The organism is Mycobacterium sp. ABE4_509, assembly GCF_056160785.1.
Map to the genome: position 1 here is coordinate 1 of NZ_JBSWXU010000122.1, position 15,679 is coordinate 15,679.

The 15,679-nt window shown below is 69.3% G+C and carries 19 protein-coding genes and 1 tRNA gene; 9 read left to right on the forward strand and 11 right to left on the reverse strand.

Going from position 1 to position 15,679, the window contains the following annotated elements:
- Window positions 1-125 precede the first annotated feature (125 nt).
- Window positions 126-305: a hypothetical protein gene (locus ACXAID_RS21395; RefSeq protein WP_475024207.1), complete on the reverse strand. Its 180-nt coding sequence runs from the start codon at window positions 303-305 to the stop codon at window positions 126-128.
- 143 nt (window positions 306-448) lie between these two features.
- Window positions 449-1,729, reverse strand: coding sequence for a cytochrome P450 (locus ACXAID_RS21400; RefSeq protein ID WP_475024208.1), 1,281 nt, complete (start codon window positions 1,727-1,729; stop codon window positions 449-451).
- Window positions 1,730-1,800: 71 nt separating this feature from the next.
- On the opposite strand from ACXAID_RS21400, the gene ACXAID_RS21405 reads away from it, so the two are divergent.
- From ACXAID_RS21405 to ACXAID_RS21415, 3 genes are all read left to right on the forward strand, one after another.
- Window positions 1,801-2,466, forward strand: coding sequence for a TetR/AcrR family transcriptional regulator (locus tag ACXAID_RS21405; protein ID WP_475024209.1), 666 nt, complete (start codon window positions 1,801-1,803; stop codon window positions 2,464-2,466).
- A gap of 114 nt (window positions 2,467-2,580) precedes the next feature.
- Entirely contained in the window at window positions 2,581-3,420 is an 840-nt protein-coding gene (locus tag ACXAID_RS21410) for a mycofactocin-coupled SDR family oxidoreductase (protein ID WP_475024210.1), read from the forward strand.
- Between the two features lie 23 nt (window positions 3,421-3,443).
- Window positions 3,444-4,379 (forward strand): SDR family NAD(P)-dependent oxidoreductase, encoded by a 936-nt coding sequence (locus ACXAID_RS21415; RefSeq protein WP_475024211.1) that lies wholly within the window; start codon window positions 3,444-3,446, stop codon window positions 4,377-4,379.
- An 85-nt stretch (window positions 4,380-4,464) separates the two neighbouring features.
- On the opposite strand, the gene ACXAID_RS21420 is transcribed toward ACXAID_RS21415, so the two are convergent.
- Window positions 4,465-4,547, reverse strand: a tRNA-Tyr gene (locus ACXAID_RS21420).
- Window positions 4,548-4,698: 151 nt separating this feature from the next.
- Here ACXAID_RS21420 and ACXAID_RS21425 point away from each other — a divergent pair.
- Both ACXAID_RS21425 and ACXAID_RS21430 read left to right on the forward strand, forming a co-directional pair.
- Window positions 4,699-5,190, forward strand: coding sequence for a YajQ family cyclic di-GMP-binding protein (locus ACXAID_RS21425; protein ID WP_475024212.1), 492 nt, complete (start codon window positions 4,699-4,701; stop codon window positions 5,188-5,190).
- 77 nt (window positions 5,191-5,267) lie between these two features.
- The gene (locus tag ACXAID_RS21430) at window positions 5,268-6,293 is read left to right on the forward strand and encodes an NAD(P)H-dependent glycerol-3-phosphate dehydrogenase (RefSeq protein WP_475024213.1); all 1,026 of its coding nucleotides are present in this window, start codon (window positions 5,268-5,270) and stop codon (window positions 6,291-6,293) included.
- A gap of 31 nt (window positions 6,294-6,324) precedes the next feature.
- On the opposite strand, the gene ACXAID_RS21435 is transcribed toward ACXAID_RS21430, so the two are convergent.
- The 4 genes from ACXAID_RS21435 to grcC1 all read right to left on the reverse strand — a co-directional run bounded on the left by ACXAID_RS21435 (window position 6,325) and on the right by grcC1 (window position 9,407).
- The gene (locus ACXAID_RS21435; RefSeq protein WP_475024214.1) at window positions 6,325-6,849 is read right to left on the reverse strand and encodes a hypothetical protein; all 525 of its coding nucleotides are present in this window, start codon (window positions 6,847-6,849) and stop codon (window positions 6,325-6,327) included.
- A 36-nt stretch (window positions 6,850-6,885) separates the two neighbouring features.
- Complete coding sequence (locus ACXAID_RS21440) at window positions 6,886-7,344, reverse strand: hypothetical protein (RefSeq protein WP_475024215.1); 459 nt, start codon at window positions 7,342-7,344, stop codon at window positions 6,886-6,888.
- Window positions 7,345-7,423: 79 nt separating this feature from the next.
- Window positions 7,424-8,302: a zinc metalloprotease HtpX gene (htpX, locus tag ACXAID_RS21445; protein ID WP_475024216.1), complete on the reverse strand. Its 879-nt coding sequence runs from the start codon at window positions 8,300-8,302 to the stop codon at window positions 7,424-7,426.
- Window positions 8,303-8,402: 100 nt separating this feature from the next.
- Window positions 8,403-9,407: a nonaprenyl/(2E,6E)-farnesyl/geranylgeranyl diphosphat synthase gene (gene grcC1 / locus ACXAID_RS21450; RefSeq protein WP_475024217.1), complete on the reverse strand. Its 1,005-nt coding sequence runs from the start codon at window positions 9,405-9,407 to the stop codon at window positions 8,403-8,405.
- 21 nt (window positions 9,408-9,428) lie between these two features.
- On the opposite strand from grcC1, the gene menJ reads away from it, so the two are divergent.
- Together menJ and ACXAID_RS21460 are read left to right on the forward strand one after the other, a co-directional pair.
- Window positions 9,429-10,685 carry a menaquinone reductase gene (menJ, locus tag ACXAID_RS21455; RefSeq protein WP_475024218.1) on the forward strand — a complete coding sequence of 419 codons (1,257 nt, stop codon included), beginning with the start codon at window positions 9,429-9,431 and terminating at the stop codon, window positions 10,683-10,685.
- Window positions 10,686-10,800: 115 nt separating this feature from the next.
- Window positions 10,801-10,947 (forward strand): hypothetical protein, encoded by a 147-nt coding sequence (locus ACXAID_RS21460; protein ID WP_475024219.1) that lies wholly within the window; start codon window positions 10,801-10,803, stop codon window positions 10,945-10,947.
- 7 nt (window positions 10,948-10,954) lie between these two features.
- Here the strand turns inward: ACXAID_RS21460 and ACXAID_RS21465 are convergent, their stop codons facing one another.
- Complete coding sequence (locus tag ACXAID_RS21465) at window positions 10,955-11,641, reverse strand: demethylmenaquinone methyltransferase (RefSeq protein ID WP_475024220.1); 687 nt, start codon at window positions 11,639-11,641, stop codon at window positions 10,955-10,957.
- Window positions 11,642-11,734: 93 nt separating this feature from the next.
- Between ACXAID_RS21465 and ACXAID_RS21470 the strand changes: the two genes are divergently transcribed.
- On the forward strand, window positions 11,735-12,559 hold the full coding sequence (locus ACXAID_RS21470) for an SDR family oxidoreductase (protein ID WP_475024221.1): 825 nt from the start codon (window positions 11,735-11,737) through the stop codon (window positions 12,557-12,559).
- 25 nt (window positions 12,560-12,584) lie between these two features.
- Here ACXAID_RS21470 and ACXAID_RS21475 read toward each other — a convergent pair whose 3' ends face one another.
- Window positions 12,585-13,712 carry a glycosyltransferase family 4 protein gene (locus tag ACXAID_RS21475; RefSeq protein WP_475024222.1) on the reverse strand — a complete coding sequence of 376 codons (1,128 nt, stop codon included), beginning with the start codon at window positions 13,710-13,712 and terminating at the stop codon, window positions 12,585-12,587.
- A gap of 137 nt (window positions 13,713-13,849) precedes the next feature.
- Here ACXAID_RS21475 and ACXAID_RS21480 point away from each other — a divergent pair, with 137 nt between their 5' ends.
- A complete protein-coding gene (locus ACXAID_RS21480; protein WP_475024223.1) occupies window positions 13,850-14,554 on the forward strand; it encodes a DsbA family protein in 705 nt (234 codons plus the stop codon).
- Between the two features lie 15 nt (window positions 14,555-14,569).
- Here the strand turns inward: ACXAID_RS21480 and ACXAID_RS21485 are convergent, their stop codons facing one another.
- Together ACXAID_RS21485 and ACXAID_RS21490 are read right to left on the reverse strand one after the other, a co-directional pair.
- Entirely contained in the window at window positions 14,570-15,085 is a 516-nt protein-coding gene (locus ACXAID_RS21485; protein ID WP_421459036.1) for a DUF3592 domain-containing protein, read from the reverse strand.
- Window positions 15,082-15,679, reverse strand: a 598-nt coding sequence (locus ACXAID_RS21490; RefSeq protein WP_475024224.1) for a thiamine pyrophosphate-binding protein, incomplete at its 5' end; no start/stop codon positions are given. The genes ACXAID_RS21485 and ACXAID_RS21490, both read right to left, overlap by 4 nt.

The following is a 15,679-nucleotide window of genomic DNA, read 5'->3' on the forward strand; positions in this document are numbered from 1 at the left end:
TCACCGGCCTGCGGCCCCAGCAGCAGCGCCAGCGCGGCGCCGGACACCTCGCCTGCGGCCTCAACGACTCGGCGCCCGCCATCGCGGTCGCGATGGGCGGGCGCCATGTCCTGTGACATCGCCGATCAGTCCCAGTAGGTGTCATCCCAGGAGGTGTCGTCCCAGGCCAGCACGGTCTGCGTGCCGCCGGGGAACGCGCTGCCGCCGAAGTCGGCGTGCGCGACACCGGTTCCGAGCAGAGCGAACCCCGTCAGCGCGGTGCCGGCGGTGACGACCTTCCAGGTGCTCGTCGTCTGGTTCGGCATGTCGTTCTCCTTTTCTCGTCCGGGCCCCGTCGTCCCGTCTGAGAAAAGGTTGTCGTATCCACGTGAGAGTGGCGGGAAGCTCAGATGAGTGCCTTCTCATCTGAGCCTCGCGGCCGAGCAGCGTGCCGGTCAGCCGGCGTCAGTCACCCGGCCGGGGTGAACTCGATGTGCAACTCGGTGAGCCCACGCAGCAGGAAGGTGGGTTCATAACCATAGTGGCGCTGTCCCGGGTCTCCATGCTTGGCCGCACTGATGCTGATGTCGCTCATGCGATCGAGCAGCCGGTTGATGGTCACCCGGCCTTCGACACGGGCAAGCGGGGCGCCTGCGCAGGTGTGGATGCCGCGGCCGAATGCGATGTGTTCACGGACGTTCTTACGATCAATCCGAAATTCATTGGGGTTTTTGAACTTTCGGGGATCACGGTTGGCCGCCCCGAGACAGAGCATCAGCACAGTGCCTGCCTTGATGGGCACACCACCCAACGTGGTCGTCTTTCGCGCCAGCCGGAAGTCGACCTTGGTGGGGCTCTGCATGCGCACCGCCTCTTCGATGAACGCTCCGATGAGGGTGCGGTCGGCGCGCAGCCGCTGCTGCAACTCGGGTTGATCGCCGAGCACCTGCACCGCCGAACTGAGTAGCTTCGTCACGGTTTCCTGGCCCGCGGCGAACAGGAAGGTGGCGGTGCGGGCCACTTCGATGACGGGAGGAATCGAACCATCGGGGTAGCTGGCGGTAGCCAGGCCGGTGAGCACATCATCACACGGCGCATCCCGCCGTGCACTGATATAGCCGCTGAACAGGTCATCGAGGTACTGCAGCGGATTGCTGCCCACCGGCTCGTGATCGAGCGCTCCGACCCGGGCACCGGGTGCGTTTCCGGCGCCGAGGTTGCGACGGATCTGCGGGCGGTCCTCATCGGGGACTCCCAGAAGATCGGCAATCGCCAGTGTTGCGAACGGTTTTGCATATTCGCTGAGGAACTCGCACTGTCCGTTGGCGATGAACTCGTCGATCTGGCGGTCGGCCAACTGCCAGATGTAGTCCTCGTTCTCCTTCAGGCGGCGCGGGGTCAACAGCTTGCCCAGCAGCGAGCGTGCCTTCTCGTGTTCGGGCGGGTCCATGATCACCATGTGTTCGAAGAGCGGAAACTCGTGGCGATGTGCTTCGATCTGCGCACTGATGTCGTCGCCCTCCGGGGTGAACGGCAGTGGGGGGAAAGGCCCCCCGATCGCGTTGACCGAGGAGAACGCGTCGGCATCCTTGTAGGCCGCCTGGACTTCCTGGTGGCCGGTCACGGCGACGACGCCGTAGTGCGGCTCGGCGAACACCGGCCCCTGATTGCGCAGGTAGTCCCAGTACTCGTAGGGATCCTGGGCGGTTGCGCCGTCGGTGAAGTAGTCGACTCCAGCGAGGTCGGTCATGATGTTCGGGCCTTTCGCCGCCTTGGACAGAGCGCGTCACTGATCGATCGATCAGACTGCTAGGATGCGGCATGCCTACCACGAATGGCGCTAAGCGGTCAAGGAAATCGGAACCCACGAACACCTCGACATCTCCGCGGCCCAACGCCAGCGGTGACGCCGGAGCGCGTTCCAGGCTCATCGAGGCGACCGCCCAGGTCATGCGCGAGGACGGATACGCTGCCGCCACCTCTCGGCGGGTGGCTGCCGAGGCCGGGGTCAAACAGGCGTTGGTGTACTACTACTTCCCTACCATGGACGACCTGTTCGTCGAGGTGCTCCGAGCGGGAGCCGATGCCTCGCTGAAGCGCATGCGCGAAGCCTTGGCCGCCGACGACCCGTTGCAGGCTCTCTGGCACATCAACAGCGACTCTCGGCTCACCGGGCTGAACACCGAGTTCATGGCGATGGCCAACCACCGCAAAGCGATTCGAGCCGAACTGAAGAGCTATGCCGAGCGAGTTCGCGACATGGAAACCGCGGCCGTCACCGTGGCGCTGCGCGCTGCCGGCGTCGACCTCGACGAGTACCCGCCGGTGGCGATCTCGATGCTGATCGCACAGATCGCCCGCAGCCTGTGCAACGAGAGCGCGGTCGGCGTCACCGACGGACACGAGGAACTGCGCGCGTTTGCCCAGCGTCAGATCGACCGGCTTGCGACACTGCGCCCACCGTCCGGCGCAAGCCGGGACCGTTGACATGCCGGCCACGGGGTGCCACGCTGACTGATCGACCGATCAAAACCGTTGATCGAGCACACGTCGGACCGGTGCACAGCACGGTCCGACCCGACGGATCACTGAGGTGCGGACATGGGTGGACGGGTCGAAGGCAAGGTCGCGGTCATCACCGGAGCGGCCCGTGGCCAGGGCCGCAGCCACGCGGTGCGATTGGCCCAGGAAGGCGCCGACATCATCGCGGTCGACGTCTGCGGGCCCGTCACCAGCAACACCCAGATCCCGCCTTCGACCCCCGAGGATCTGGCGCAGACCGCCGATCTCATCAAGGACCTCGACCGCAGGGTCGTGACCGCCGAGGTCGACGTCCGCGACTACGAGGCCATGCAGGCGGCAGTGGACAGCGGTGTCGAACAACTCGGGCGCCTCGACATCGTCTGCGCCAATGCCGGCATCGGCAACGGCGGCCAGACACTGCACAAGACCAGCGAAGAAGACTGGACCGACATGATCGACGTCAACCTGTCGGGGGTATGGAAGACCGTCAAAGCTGCGGTACCGCATCTGATCTCCGGAGGTCGCGGCGGATCCATCATCCTGACCAGCTCGGTGGGCGGGCTGAAGGCCTACCCGCACACCGGCCACTACATCGCCGCCAAGCACGGCGTCGTCGGGCTCATGCGCACCTTCGCCGTGGAACTGGGCCAACACTTCATCCGGGTCAACTCGGTGCACCCCACCAACGTCAACACCCCGCTGTTCATGAACGACGCGACGATGAAGCTGTTCCGTCCCGACCTGGAGAACCCCGGCCTCGATGACTTGAAGGTCGCCGCGCAGTTCATGCACGTGCTGCCCGTCGGCTGGGTGGAGCCCGTCGACATCAGCAACGCCGTGCTGTTCCTCGCCTCCGACGAATCGCGCTACGTCACCGGGCTACCGATGACCGTCGACGCCGGCAGCATGCTGAAGTAGCCCGGTCCGAACGGGTGCTCGACATGTCGATCGGCTTCGACGGTCAAGCCGTGATCGTCACCGGCGCAGGGCAGCGACTCGGCCGCGCCTATGCGCTGGAGCTCGGGCGGCGCGGGGCCAAGGTCGTCGTCAACGATGTCGGCGGGCTCGACGATCCGCAGGGTTCGGCTGCTGAAGCGGTGGTACGGGAGATCGAATCCGCCGGGGGTACGGCCGTCGCATCCCATGACACCGTGGCCACGCCGCAAGGCGGCCAGGCGATCGTCGACCGGGCGCTGCAGAGTTTCGGCACCGTGGACGCGGTGATCCACAATGCCGGCGTATGGCGCCACAGGTACTACCACGAGATGGCACCGGACCAGCTCGATCCGGTTCTCGATGTGCACCTGCGGGGTGCGTTCTTCGTGACCCAGCCCGCCTGGCCGGTCATGCAGGCGAAGAGCTACGGCCGGATCGTCCTGACCGGCTCGAGCACTGGGGCGTTCGGCCGCGTCGCGGGCGCCAACTACGCCGCGGCCAAGGCCGCCATGCTGGGTCTGAGCGCGGCGTTGTCATTGGAAGGAGCCGAACACGGCATCAAGACCAATTGCATCCTGCCCGTCGCACCGTTCGGCAACCGGGGGCCGATACCGCCCGCACTGGCCGAGCGGCTCGACAGCGCGGGCCTGCCGCCCGATGACGCCGGGCCCGAACTCGTCGCGCCGATGGTGGTCTACCTGGCCAGTCGGGCATGCAGTGTCAACGGTGAGGCGTTCTCGGCGGGCGGTCGCCGGTTCGGTCGCGTGTTCGTCGCCGTGGCCGACGGCTGGGTCGCACCGCCGGATACCTGCCCCACCGCAGAGGACATCGAGACCCACCTTTCCCAGATCGAAGACCGCAGCAGCTATGCGATCCCGGCCACCTCGCTGGACGAGTTGGACGTCATCGGGGAGCTACGTCGCGCCCGGCTGCGCGGTTAGGGGTCCGAGGCTTTCGCCGCTGCTGCGGACGAGCCGCCGCGTGAATGCGATCAAGCCCCCTCGAAAGGGGGCTTGATCGTGAGCGTGGCAGGTACAGGATTCGAACCTGTGTAGGCGTAAGCCGACGGATTTACAGTCCGCTCCCATTGGCCGCTCGGGCAACCTGCCGGAGTGCTGGATGCGCATCGCAGCGCGCAGAGCAGAATACAACGACCACCGGCCCCGAGCACAAACCGGCGGGTGGGGGGCGGTGTCCGGGCCGTCGGGCACGGCCGCGAAGATGGAGCCAAGCACCAGCAACCGAGGGAGGGACGGGTCCATGGCGGATTCTTCGTTCGACGTCGTCAGCAAGGTCGACCGCCAGGAGGTCGACAACGCGCTCAACCAGGCGGCCAAGGAGCTGTCCACCCGCTACGACTTCCGCGGCACCGACACCAGCATCGCCTGGAAGGGCGAGGAAGCCATCGAGATCGTCTCCGCCACCGAGGAGCGGGTGAAGGCCGCCGTGGACGTGTTCAAGGAGAAGCTCGTGCGCCGCGACATCTCCATGAAGGCGTTCGACGCGGGCGAGCCGCAGGCCAGCGGCAAGACCTTCAAGGTGACCGGCAGCCTCAAGCAGGGCATCAGCAGCGAGGAGGCCAAGAAGATCACCAAGATCATCCGCGACGCGGGCCCCAAGGGCGTCAAAGCCCAGATCCAGGGCGAGGAGATCCGGGTCAGCTCCAAGAAGCGCGACGACCTGCAGACCGTCATCTCGCTGCTCAAGGGCTCCGACCTCGACGTCGCGCTGCAGTTCGTCAACTACCGCTGACACGCCGCCGACCGATGCGGTAGCTCAGCCGCCCAAACCCGCCCTCGAGCGAGTTGCTCGGTCCTAGTCTGATCGCCATGGCACCTGCGCAACGCGTACCCAAAGTCGTCGTCCTCGGGGGCGGATCCTGGGGCACCACGGTCGCCTCCATCTGCGCCCGCCGCGGCCCCACGCTGCAGTGGGTGCGCTCGCAGGACACCGCCACCGACATCAACGACAACCACCGCAACTCCGGCTACCTCGGTGACGAGGTGGCGCTGCCCGATTCGCTGCGGGCCACCACCGACTTCTCCGAGGCCGCCGAATCCGCCGACGTGATCGTGATGGCGGTGCCGTCGCACGGGTTCCGCGGCGTGCTCACCGAGCTGGCCCGTGAACTGCGGCCGTGGGTGCCGGTGGTGTCCCTGGTCAAGGGGCTCGAGCAGGGCACCAACTACCGGATGAGTCAGATCGTCGACGAGGTGCTGCCCGGCCACCCGGCCGGAATCCTGGCCGGGCCCAACATCGCCCGCGAGGTCGCCGAGGGCTACGCCGCCGCCGCCGTGCTGGCGATGCCCGACCAGCACCTGGCCGCCAACCTGGCCGGGTTGTTCCGCACCAAGCGGTTCCGCACCTACACCAGCGACGACGTCGTCGGCGTCGAGATGGCCGGCGCGCTGAAGAACGTCTACGCGATCGCGGTCGGCATGGGCTACTCGCTGGGCATCGGGGAGAACACCCGCGCCATGGTGATGGCCCGCGCGGTCCGGGAGATGTCGAAGATGGGCGAGGCGCTCGGCGGGCACCGCGACACCTTCGCCGGGCTGGCCGGCATGGGCGACCTGATCGTCACCTGCACCAGCCAGCGCAGCCGCAACCGCCACGTCGGCGAGCAACTCGGTGCCGGCAAGCCGATCGACGAGATCATCGCGTCGATGAACCAGGTGGCCGAGGGTGTCAAAGCCTCCAGCGTGATCATGGAGTTCGCCGACAAATGCGGCATCACCATGCCGATCGCGCGGGAGGTCGACGGCGTGGTCAACCACGGGTCCAGCGTCGAACAGGCCTATCGCGGGCTGATGGTCGAGAAACCCGGCCACGAGGTGCTGGGCTCGGGATTCTGACGCCGGCTGCCGGGCCCGGCAGCCGGACCGCTCAGTTGAAGTACGGGTTGGTCCCGTCCGGCCGCACCAGCAGCGGGTTCACCGGGTTGACGATCCACGTCGCACCCGGGCTGACCACGAAACCGGCCTGGTTGCGGCTGTCCACACACGCCGTCACCGCCCCGTCACCGCCACAGCTGACGGTGCCGAAGCTCAGCCGCGTGTTCGGCGGCAGAGCAGCGACCTCACCCTCGTAGATCGGCCGGGGCGAGGCCCCGAAGCCGGGCACACCGCCGGCCGCCCCGCTGACCACATTGGCCCCCTCCGGAGCTCCCGGCAGCGGCCCGTTGCATCCGTAGCCGCCCGAACGCTGCATCAGGCACACCAGCTCACCGGACCTGAAGGCATACGCCGACCCGTCGAACACCGCATAGTCCTGCGGGTTGGCCGGAGCCCAGGCGTTGACGTTCGGCGGCGGCGGGGGCGGTGGCGGCGGCTGAGCAGCCGCCAGCCCCGGGACCGCGGCAACACATGCTGGGGCGACAAGCATGCCGACGAGGATTCTGTGCAGCACCATCACAGACTAGATGTCGTCACAGCGGCCAGCAGTGTTTCAGAACGTGAAGCTGCCCGCCGGGCTGAGCACGAATCCGGACTGGTCCAGCGTGTTCAGACACGTCGTGACCACGCCGTCGGTACCGCAGCTGACCGTCTGGAAACTCATCCGGGTGTTGGCCGGAAGCGGGCGCGGATTCTCCACCGCCCCGTACATCGGCCGGTCCGCGTGGGCGAAGCCCGGGCTGCCCTGGGCGTAGCCGGAGACCATGTTGGCGCCGTTGGGCGCGGCCGGCAGCGGCCCGCTGCAGCCGTAGCTGCCGGTCTGGCGGTCCATCACGCAGGTGACCCCGCCCGGCGCGCCGAACGAGTACGAGGTGCCCTCGTTGACCGCGAACTCGGCCGGGTTCACCGGAGGCAGCGCGTTGACATTCGGCGGCTGCGCCGCGGCGACACCGGACGCCCCCAGGACGGCGGCGCCGGTGGCAACGACCCCGAACAGGATTCTGGTCAGCACGAGTCACACCTTAAGCGGACACGGCGCGGTTGAGCACCCTGAGGGTCACTGCGCGCGCCGAATCCGCGGCCCGCGGCTCTCAGTAGTAGCGGTCGGGACCCCGGCCGGCCATCGCCTCGAGCCGCGCGATGCGATCGGCCATCGGCGGGTGGGTGGCGAACAGCTTGCCGATCTTCTCGCCGGCCCGGAACGGGTTGGCGATCATCAGGTGCGCCTGATCGGCCAGCTGCGGCTCCGGCGGCAGCGGAGCCCGCTCCACCCCGGCGCTGATCTTGCGCAGCGCGCTGGCCAACGCCAGCGGATCGCCGGTCAGCTCGGCGCCGGACTGGTCGGCCTGGTACTCGCGCTGGCGCGACACGGCCAGTTTGATGACCGTCGCCGCGATCGGCCCGAGCAGCGAAACCAGCAGGATCGCAAAAGGATTGGTGCCCCCGCGGTTGCCGCCGAACATCGAGGCGAAGAACGCCAGGTTCGCCAGCGCGGTGATCACCGCGGCCATCGCCCCGGCCACACACGAGATCAGGATGTCGCGGTTGTACACGTGCGACAGTTCGTGGCCCAGCACGCCGCGCAACTCACGCTCGTTGAGGATCCCCAGGATGCCCGTCGTGCAGCACACCGCCGCGTTACGCGGATTGCGCCCGGTGGCGAACGCATTGGGCGCCGCGGTGTCGCTGATGTAGAGCCGCGGCATCGGCTGGCGCGCCGTGGTGGCCAGCTCCCGCACGATCTTGTACATCACCGGCGCCTGCATCTCGCTGACCGGCTGGGCGTGCATCGCGCGCAGGGCCAGCTTGTCGCTGTTGAAGTACACGTAGGCGTTCATGCCCACGGCGAAAAGCACCGCCAGGAACATGATGTTGCGCCCGAACATGGCGCCGACGCCGACGATGAGACCCGAGAACACCACCAGCAACAGGAACGTCTTGAACCTGTTGGCATGCGGATTCCAAGTCACTGCTTGCCTCCTTCACTCCCCGCCGACCCATCGACCCGCGGGAGCCGTCGATGAGTCAACGCCCGGACCAGCCGCCCGGGTTCCTGGGACGCTCACCGGCTCAGCCGTCCCGGCTGATGGTGTAGTCCACCAGCGTGGCCAGCGCGTTGCGGCCCGGACCGGCCGGGAGCTGGGACAGCTCGTCACGGGCCTGCTGGGCGTAGCGGGCCACCGTGTCCTTGGCCTTGGCGATGCCCTGTGACGCACGCAACAGCCGCAGCGCCTCGGCGACCTCGTCGTCGTCGACCGGCCCGGCCAGCAGCGTGCGCAGCCGGTCGGCGTCGGGGCCGGTCTCGCGCAGCGCGTAGAGCACCGGCAGCGTGTGCACACCCTCACGCAGGTCGGTGCCGGGCACCTTGCCCGACTCGTCCGGGTCACTGTCGATGTCGATGATGTCGTCGGAGATCTGGAAGGCGGTCCCGACGATGCCGCCGAGCCGGGCCAACCGCTCGATCTGGTCCTCGCCGGCACCGGAGAACGTCGCCCCGAACCGGCCGGAGGCCGAGATCAGGCAGGCCGTCTTCTCGTACACCACCTTCAGGTAGTGCTCCACGGAGTCCACCTGGTCGGCCGCCCCGCGGGTCTCCCGCATCTGACCGGTGACCAGCAGCGCGAACGTGTCGGCGATGATCCGCACCGCGTCCGGGCCCAGCCGCGACACCAGCCGCGAGGCCGTCGCGAACAGGTAGTCCCCGGCCAGGATCGCGATGTTGTTGCCCCAGCGCGCGTTGGCGCTGGTCGCGCCGCGCCGCATCTGCGCTTCGTCCATCACGTCGTCGTGGTAGAGCGTCGCCAGGTGCACCAGCTCGATCACCGAGCCGGCGACCGTGACCTGCCAGGAGTCCGGCTCGGGCCCCAGCTGCGCCGAGAGCACCGTGAACAGCGGCCGGAACCGCTTCCCGCCGGCCTGGAACAGATGCTGCACCGCCTCGGCCATCAATGTGTCGGCCTTGCCCAGCTCCTCGGACATCAGGGTCTCGATGCGGGCGACCCCGTCACGAACATCCTGGGCGAACTGGGCATCCCCGAAGTCCACTCCCGCCACCACGCTCGCCGGTGTCCTCACACTGCCAACATACTGGGAGCCATGGACTCATCGGCGGGCAGGAGCGACGCGACCGGGGTGACGCGAGCGGCCGATGTGGTCGTGGTCGGGGCCGGACCCGCCGGGTCGTCGGCGGCCGCCTGGGCGGCCCGGGCCGGACGCGACGTCCTGGTGATCGACTCCGCGCCGTTTCCCCGCGACAAGGCCTGCGGTGACGGGCTGACCCCGCGCGCCGTCGCCGAGCTGCGCCGGCTCGGTCTGGGCGGGTGGCTGGACGGCAGGATCGCGCACCGCGGACTGCGGATGTCGGGGTTCGGCGCCGACGTCCAGATCGACTGGCCGGGCCCGTCCTTCCCACCGACCAGCAGCGCGGTGCCGCGGACCGAGCTCGACGAACGGATCCGCCAGGTGGCCGACGACGACGGCGCCGCGATGCACCTCGGCGTCAAAGCCGTTGACGTCGAGCGCGACTCGTCGGGCCGGGTGACGGCGGTGGTACTCGACGACGGCACCCGGGTGCGGTGCCGGGACCTGATCGTCGCCGACGGCGCCCGCTCCACGCTGGGACGCGCGCTGGGCCGGCAGTGGCACCGCGAGACCGTCTACGGGGTCGCGATCCGCGGCTATGTCTCCACCCCGCGCAGCGACGAGCCGTGGATCACCTCGCACCTGGAATTGCGTTCCCCCGCCGGGGAGGTGCTGCCCGGCTACGGCTGGATCTTCCCGCTGGGCAACGGCGAGGTGAACATCGGGGTCGGCGCGCTGGCCACCGCCAAGCGGCCCGCCGACGCGGCACTGCGCCCGCTGATGCGCTACTACGCGAACCTGCACCACGACGAGTGGGACTTCGCCGGCGAACCCCGGGCCGGGCTCTCGGCGCTGCTGCCGATGGGCGGCGCGGTCTCGCAGGTGGCCGGCCCCAACTGGATGCTGATCGGCGACGCCGCGGCGTGTGTGAACCCACTCAACGGCGAGGGCATCGACTACGGCCTGGAAACCGGCCGCCTCGCCGTCGAGCTGCTGGGGTCGGGCGACTACGCACAGTCCTGGCCCGCGGTGCTCGACACCCACTACGCGCGCGGCTTCTCCATCGCCCGGCGGCTGGCGCTGCTGCTGACGTTCCCCCGGTTCCTGCCGTCGACGGGACCGCTGGCGATGCGCTCGCACGCGCTGATGAAACTCGCGGTGCGGGTGATGGGGAACTTCGTCACCGACGAGGACGCGGACATGGTTGCGCGGGTGTGGCGCGGCGCCGGACGGCTGTCCGGCCGCATCGACACCCGCCGCCCGTTCAGCTGACGACAGCGACGGCGCGTTCACCACCCGATGACCGTTGCGCAACGCCGAGGTGAAGCCTCGCGAACTGCGCGCGGCCATCACCGGAACCGCTGGGGCGCAAGGCTATCGTCGCGTCATGGACACCGAAGCGTCCGCCGCTTCCGAAACCGCTTCCAACGACCGCCCGGCCGCGGTGGCAACCTCCACACCGACCCCGCCGAAGATCTGCCCGCAGTGCCATCTGCAGATGCTGCCCCGCGGCGTCTGCGGCGAATGCGAGTAGCGGCCGGTCAGGCCCTGACCGCTGCGTGCAGCGCCACGATCCCGCCGGTCAGGTTGCGCCACCGCACATCCGTCCAGCCCGACGCCTCGATCCGCCGCGCCAGGTCGGCCTGGTCCGGCCAGGCCCGGATCGACTCGGCCAGATAGACGTAGGCGTCCGGGTTCGACGACACCGTGCGCGCCATCCGCGGCAGCGCCCGCATCAGGTACTCCTTGTACACCGTGGCGAACAGGCCGTTGGCCGGCGTCGAGAACTCGCACACCACCAGCCGCCCGCCCGGTCGCGTCACCCGCGCCATCTCACGCAGCCCGGCGGCGTGGTCGACGACGTTGCGCAGCCCGAAACTGATCGTCACCGCGTCGAACGCCCCGTCGGCGAACGGCAACCGGGTGGCGTCGCCGGCCACCTTGGGCACCGGGCGGCCCGCGCCGGCGGCCAGCATGCCGACCGAGAAGTCCGCGGCCACACACCACGCCCCCGAGCCGGCCAGCTCCACGGTCGACACCGCCGTCCCGGCCGCCAGGTCGAGCACCTTGTCGCCAGGGCCGATCCGCAGCGCGGCGCGGGTCGCGCGCCGCCAGAAGCGGTCCTGACCCAACGAGAGCACCGTATTGGTCAGGTCATAGCGACGCGCCACCCCGTCGAACATCGACGCGACCTCACGGGGATCCTTGTCCAGCGACGCGCGGTTCACGCAGCCGAACGTATCAGCACCGAAGCTGGGCATCGGCTGTGCACTTCGGCCCGGACGGAATGACACCGCCCCCGACGGGCATTGGAACTGCACATGAGTGAAAAAGTCTGGTTCATCACCGGTACCTCACGCGGCTTCGGGCGCGAATGGACGATCGGGGCTCTCGAGCGGGGCGACAAGGTCGCCGCGACCGCCCGCGACGTCGCCACCCTCGACGACCTGGCCGCCAGGTACGGCGACGCGCTGCTGCCGATCCAGCTCGACGTCACCGACCGTGCCGCCGACTTCGCCGCGGTCGCCGCGGCCCACGACCACTTCGGCCGCCTCGACGTCGTGGTCAACAACGCCGGCTACGGGCAGTTCGGGTTCATCGAGGAACTCTCCGAGGACGAAGCCCGCGCCCAGATCGAGACCAACCTGTTCGGGGCGCTGTGGATCACCCAGGCCGCGCTGCCCTACCTGCGCGCCCAGCGCAGCGGCCACCTGATCCAAGTGTCCTCGATCGGCGGGATCAGCGCCTTCCCCGACGTCGGCATCTACCACGCGTCGAAGTGGGCGCTGGAAGGCTTCTCACAGGCCCTGGCCCAGGAGATCGCCGACTTCGGCGTGCACGTCACCATCGTCGAACCGGGCGGCTTCGCCACCGACTGGGCCGGGCCGTCGGCCAAACGCGCCACCGCGCTGCCCGACTACGCCGAGGCACACGAACGCTCCGAGCGGTGGCGGGCCGCACGCAGCGCCCAACCCGGCGACCCCAAAGCCTCGGCGGCCGCGCTGCTGGCCATCGTCGACGCCGCCGAACCGCCGCTGCGGGTCTTCTTCGGTGCACTGCCGCTGGAACTGGCCAGAGCCGACTACGAGAGCCGGCTGGCCACCTGGGAGACGTGGCAGCCCGTCGCGGTGCAGGCCCAGGGCTGAGACGCGGCTCGCGGTAGCCGGCTGCTCAGGCCGCCTTGACGCTGCGGGTGCCCAGCACGTCGCGGTAGTGCCCGATCAGCTGATCGCACACTGCCGGCCAGGTGCGCCCCAGCACGCTGCGCCGCGCCGCCACCGAATAGCGCGCCCGCTCGGCGAGCAGATGATCGACCGCCGGGATCAGAGCGGACTCGAAATCCGCGACAGGAAGCAGCATTCCGGTGTGCATCGGGGTCACCAGATCGCGCGGGCCGCCCGCGTCGGGGGCGATCACCGGAACCCCGGAGGCCATCGCCTCCTGCACCGCCTGACAGAACGTCTCGTGCTCACCCGGATGGACGAACACGTCCATGCTCGCGTAGGCGGCCGCCAACTGTTCGCCGTAGAGCGCCCCGGTGAACACCGCCGAGGGCATCAGCGCTTCCAGCTTGCCGCGGTCCACCCCGTCACCGACGATCACCACCTGCGCATCGTCGCGCCCGGCCAGCCCGGCGAGCCGCTCGACGTGCTTCTCGGGCGCCAACCGCCCGACGAACCCGACCACCGGGCGGCCGTCGGGAGACCAGCCGCGGCGCAGCCGCTCATCGCGGGCCGACGGCGCGAAGCCGGTCACATCCACCCCGCGCCCCCACTTGTGGATCCGCGGAACACCATGGGCGGCAAGGTTGTCCATCGCCGAGGTGGACGGCGCCAGGGTCCGGTCGGCCTTGCTGTGCAGCCGCCGGGTCCACGCCCACGACGCGCGCGAGAGCACGCCGATGCCGTAGCTCTCGGCGAAACCGGCCACATCGGTCTGGAACACCGCGACCGTCGGGATGCCGAGATGACGGGCGGCGTGCACACCACCCCAGCCGAGCAGGGCCGGCGAGGCGAGATGCACGACATCAGGGTCGAAACCCCGCAGCACGCTGACCATGCGGGGGCGCGGAACGCCCAGCGGCAGCGAGGTGATCTTCGGGAACATCCGAGACGGCACCCGGTGCACCCGCACGCCCTCGTACACCCGGTCGGCCGGCGGCTCGCCGCGCGGGCTGTCCGGCGCGATCACCAGCACCTCGTGACCAGTACGGCGCAGATGCTCGATCACCCGAAGCACGGAGTTGGTGACACCGTTGACGTTCGGGAGGAACGATTCTGCGACGATCGCAACGCGCACACCCGAACGGTGACATCGCCACCTGTCTCCGAGGTTGCCGACAGGGGTATGTCACACGAATAGCCGGAGATGCCGCGATCCCCACCGGCACCCCGACTCAGCCGTCCCCGCAGACGACCGGGGACTACCCTCACGACATGCGCACATCCAAGACAGCGCTGCTGAACGGCGTCATCGGGTGCCTGGTCGGGCTGCTGGCCGTGGCGGGCTGCTCCACCGCGGTGACCGGGACCGCGCGCCCGGACCCCACCCCGATCCCGCTGACCGTCAGCGACGACGGCATGGGCATCGTCGCCGGCTTCGACGAGGCGCCGGCACACATCGAGATCTTCACCGAACCGCAGTGCACCCACTGCCGCGACCTGCAACGGGACTTCGGCGATCAGCTCGCCTTCCACATCGCCGTCGGTGACCTGCAGGTCACCTACCGGCCGCTGACCTTCCTCGACGAGGACGACGAGGGGTACTCGGCCACCGTCGCCAACGCGATGTTCCTGGCCGCCGCCCCCGGCGGCCCGTCGGGTGACTCCTCAGCCAGCGGAACCCAGTTCCAGCGCTTCGTCGAGGAGCTGTGGCTCAACCAGGACCCCGGAGGCCCGTCGTTCAGCGGAGACGAGCTCTACGACATGGCGGTCGCGGCGGGGATGCCCGACGGGGTCGCCGACAATCTCGGACGCGACCGGGCCTCGGTCGACATCGCCGAGTTGAACGACACCAACTTCGTCTACCTCATCGACGTCGATCCGGCGCAGGCCGGCACCCCGACCGTGTACGACCTCGAGGGCCAGGAGAAGGTCGACATCTACGACGACGACTGGCTGCACGAACTGGTGCACTCCTGAATCAGGCCTCGCACGTCAGACGTCGGCCCCGCGCCGGTCGAGGCGGCGTTCCACCAGCGTCGTCACCCCCAGCGCGGCACCGGCGACCAACCAGCCCACCACCGCGATCGACCCGGCCGGGATGATCGCCAGCGCGGCGTTGCGGTCCCGCACCCGGACCAGGTCCGGGTCGTTGGTGTCGTACTCGACGTAGATGCGCATCCCGTCGTCGAGTTTGGACGGGTACAGCACCCCCAGTTCGGGCCGGTAGGTGACCCGGTCCGGGGTGACGAACTCGATCGTCGAACGGCGGTCGCCGGCGTCGAGCACGGTGGCCTCGGCCACCCCGAGATGGCGTTCGATCTGCCGGTCGTTGCGCCAGGCGCCCAGCACCAGCAGCACCGACTGCAATGTCACCAGGCACGCGGCGATGACGATGCCGATCCGGATCCGCCGCAGGATGCGTCCGCTCCTGGTCTCGCCCGGCTCGCCGTGCAGGTGCGGCCGCACCGCGTCCCAGACCGGCCGCAGCCGCTCCAGCAGCTGCCTCACAGGCTGGCCTTGATCGAGGCGTGCAGCGCGCGCAGCGAGGACCGGTCGGCCTTCACCTCCAGCACCCGCATCGCGTCCTGCGGCGCGGCGAGCACGTCGGCCAGCTCGCCGACCTCGATCTGGCGGCTGTCGACGTGGTAGGCCCGGCACAGGGCGCCGACGTCCACGTCGTGCGGGGTGCCGAAGACCCGTGAGGACACATCGGAGAAGCGGGGGTCGCCCTGCTCGAGCAGCTCGAAGATGCCCCCGCCGTTGTCGTTGGACACCACGATCGTCAGCTGGCGCGGCGTGGGTTCGGTGGGCCCGATCAGCAGGCCCGAGCTGTCGTGCACGAACGTCAGGTCGCCGATCAGCGCGACCGTGCGTCCGGCTGCGCGGTCGCCGGCCGCCTCGAAGGCCAGCGCCGCCCCGATCGCGCTCGACACCGTCCCGTCGATCCCGGCCACCCCGCGGTTGGACCGCACCTGCACCCCGGGAGTGCTCATCCCGACCAGCGCCAGATCGCGCACCGGGTTCGACGCGCCCAGCACCAGCTGCTCGCCGGGGCGCATCGCGTCGGCCACCGCGGCCGCGACGTGCAGGCCGGTGGTGAGC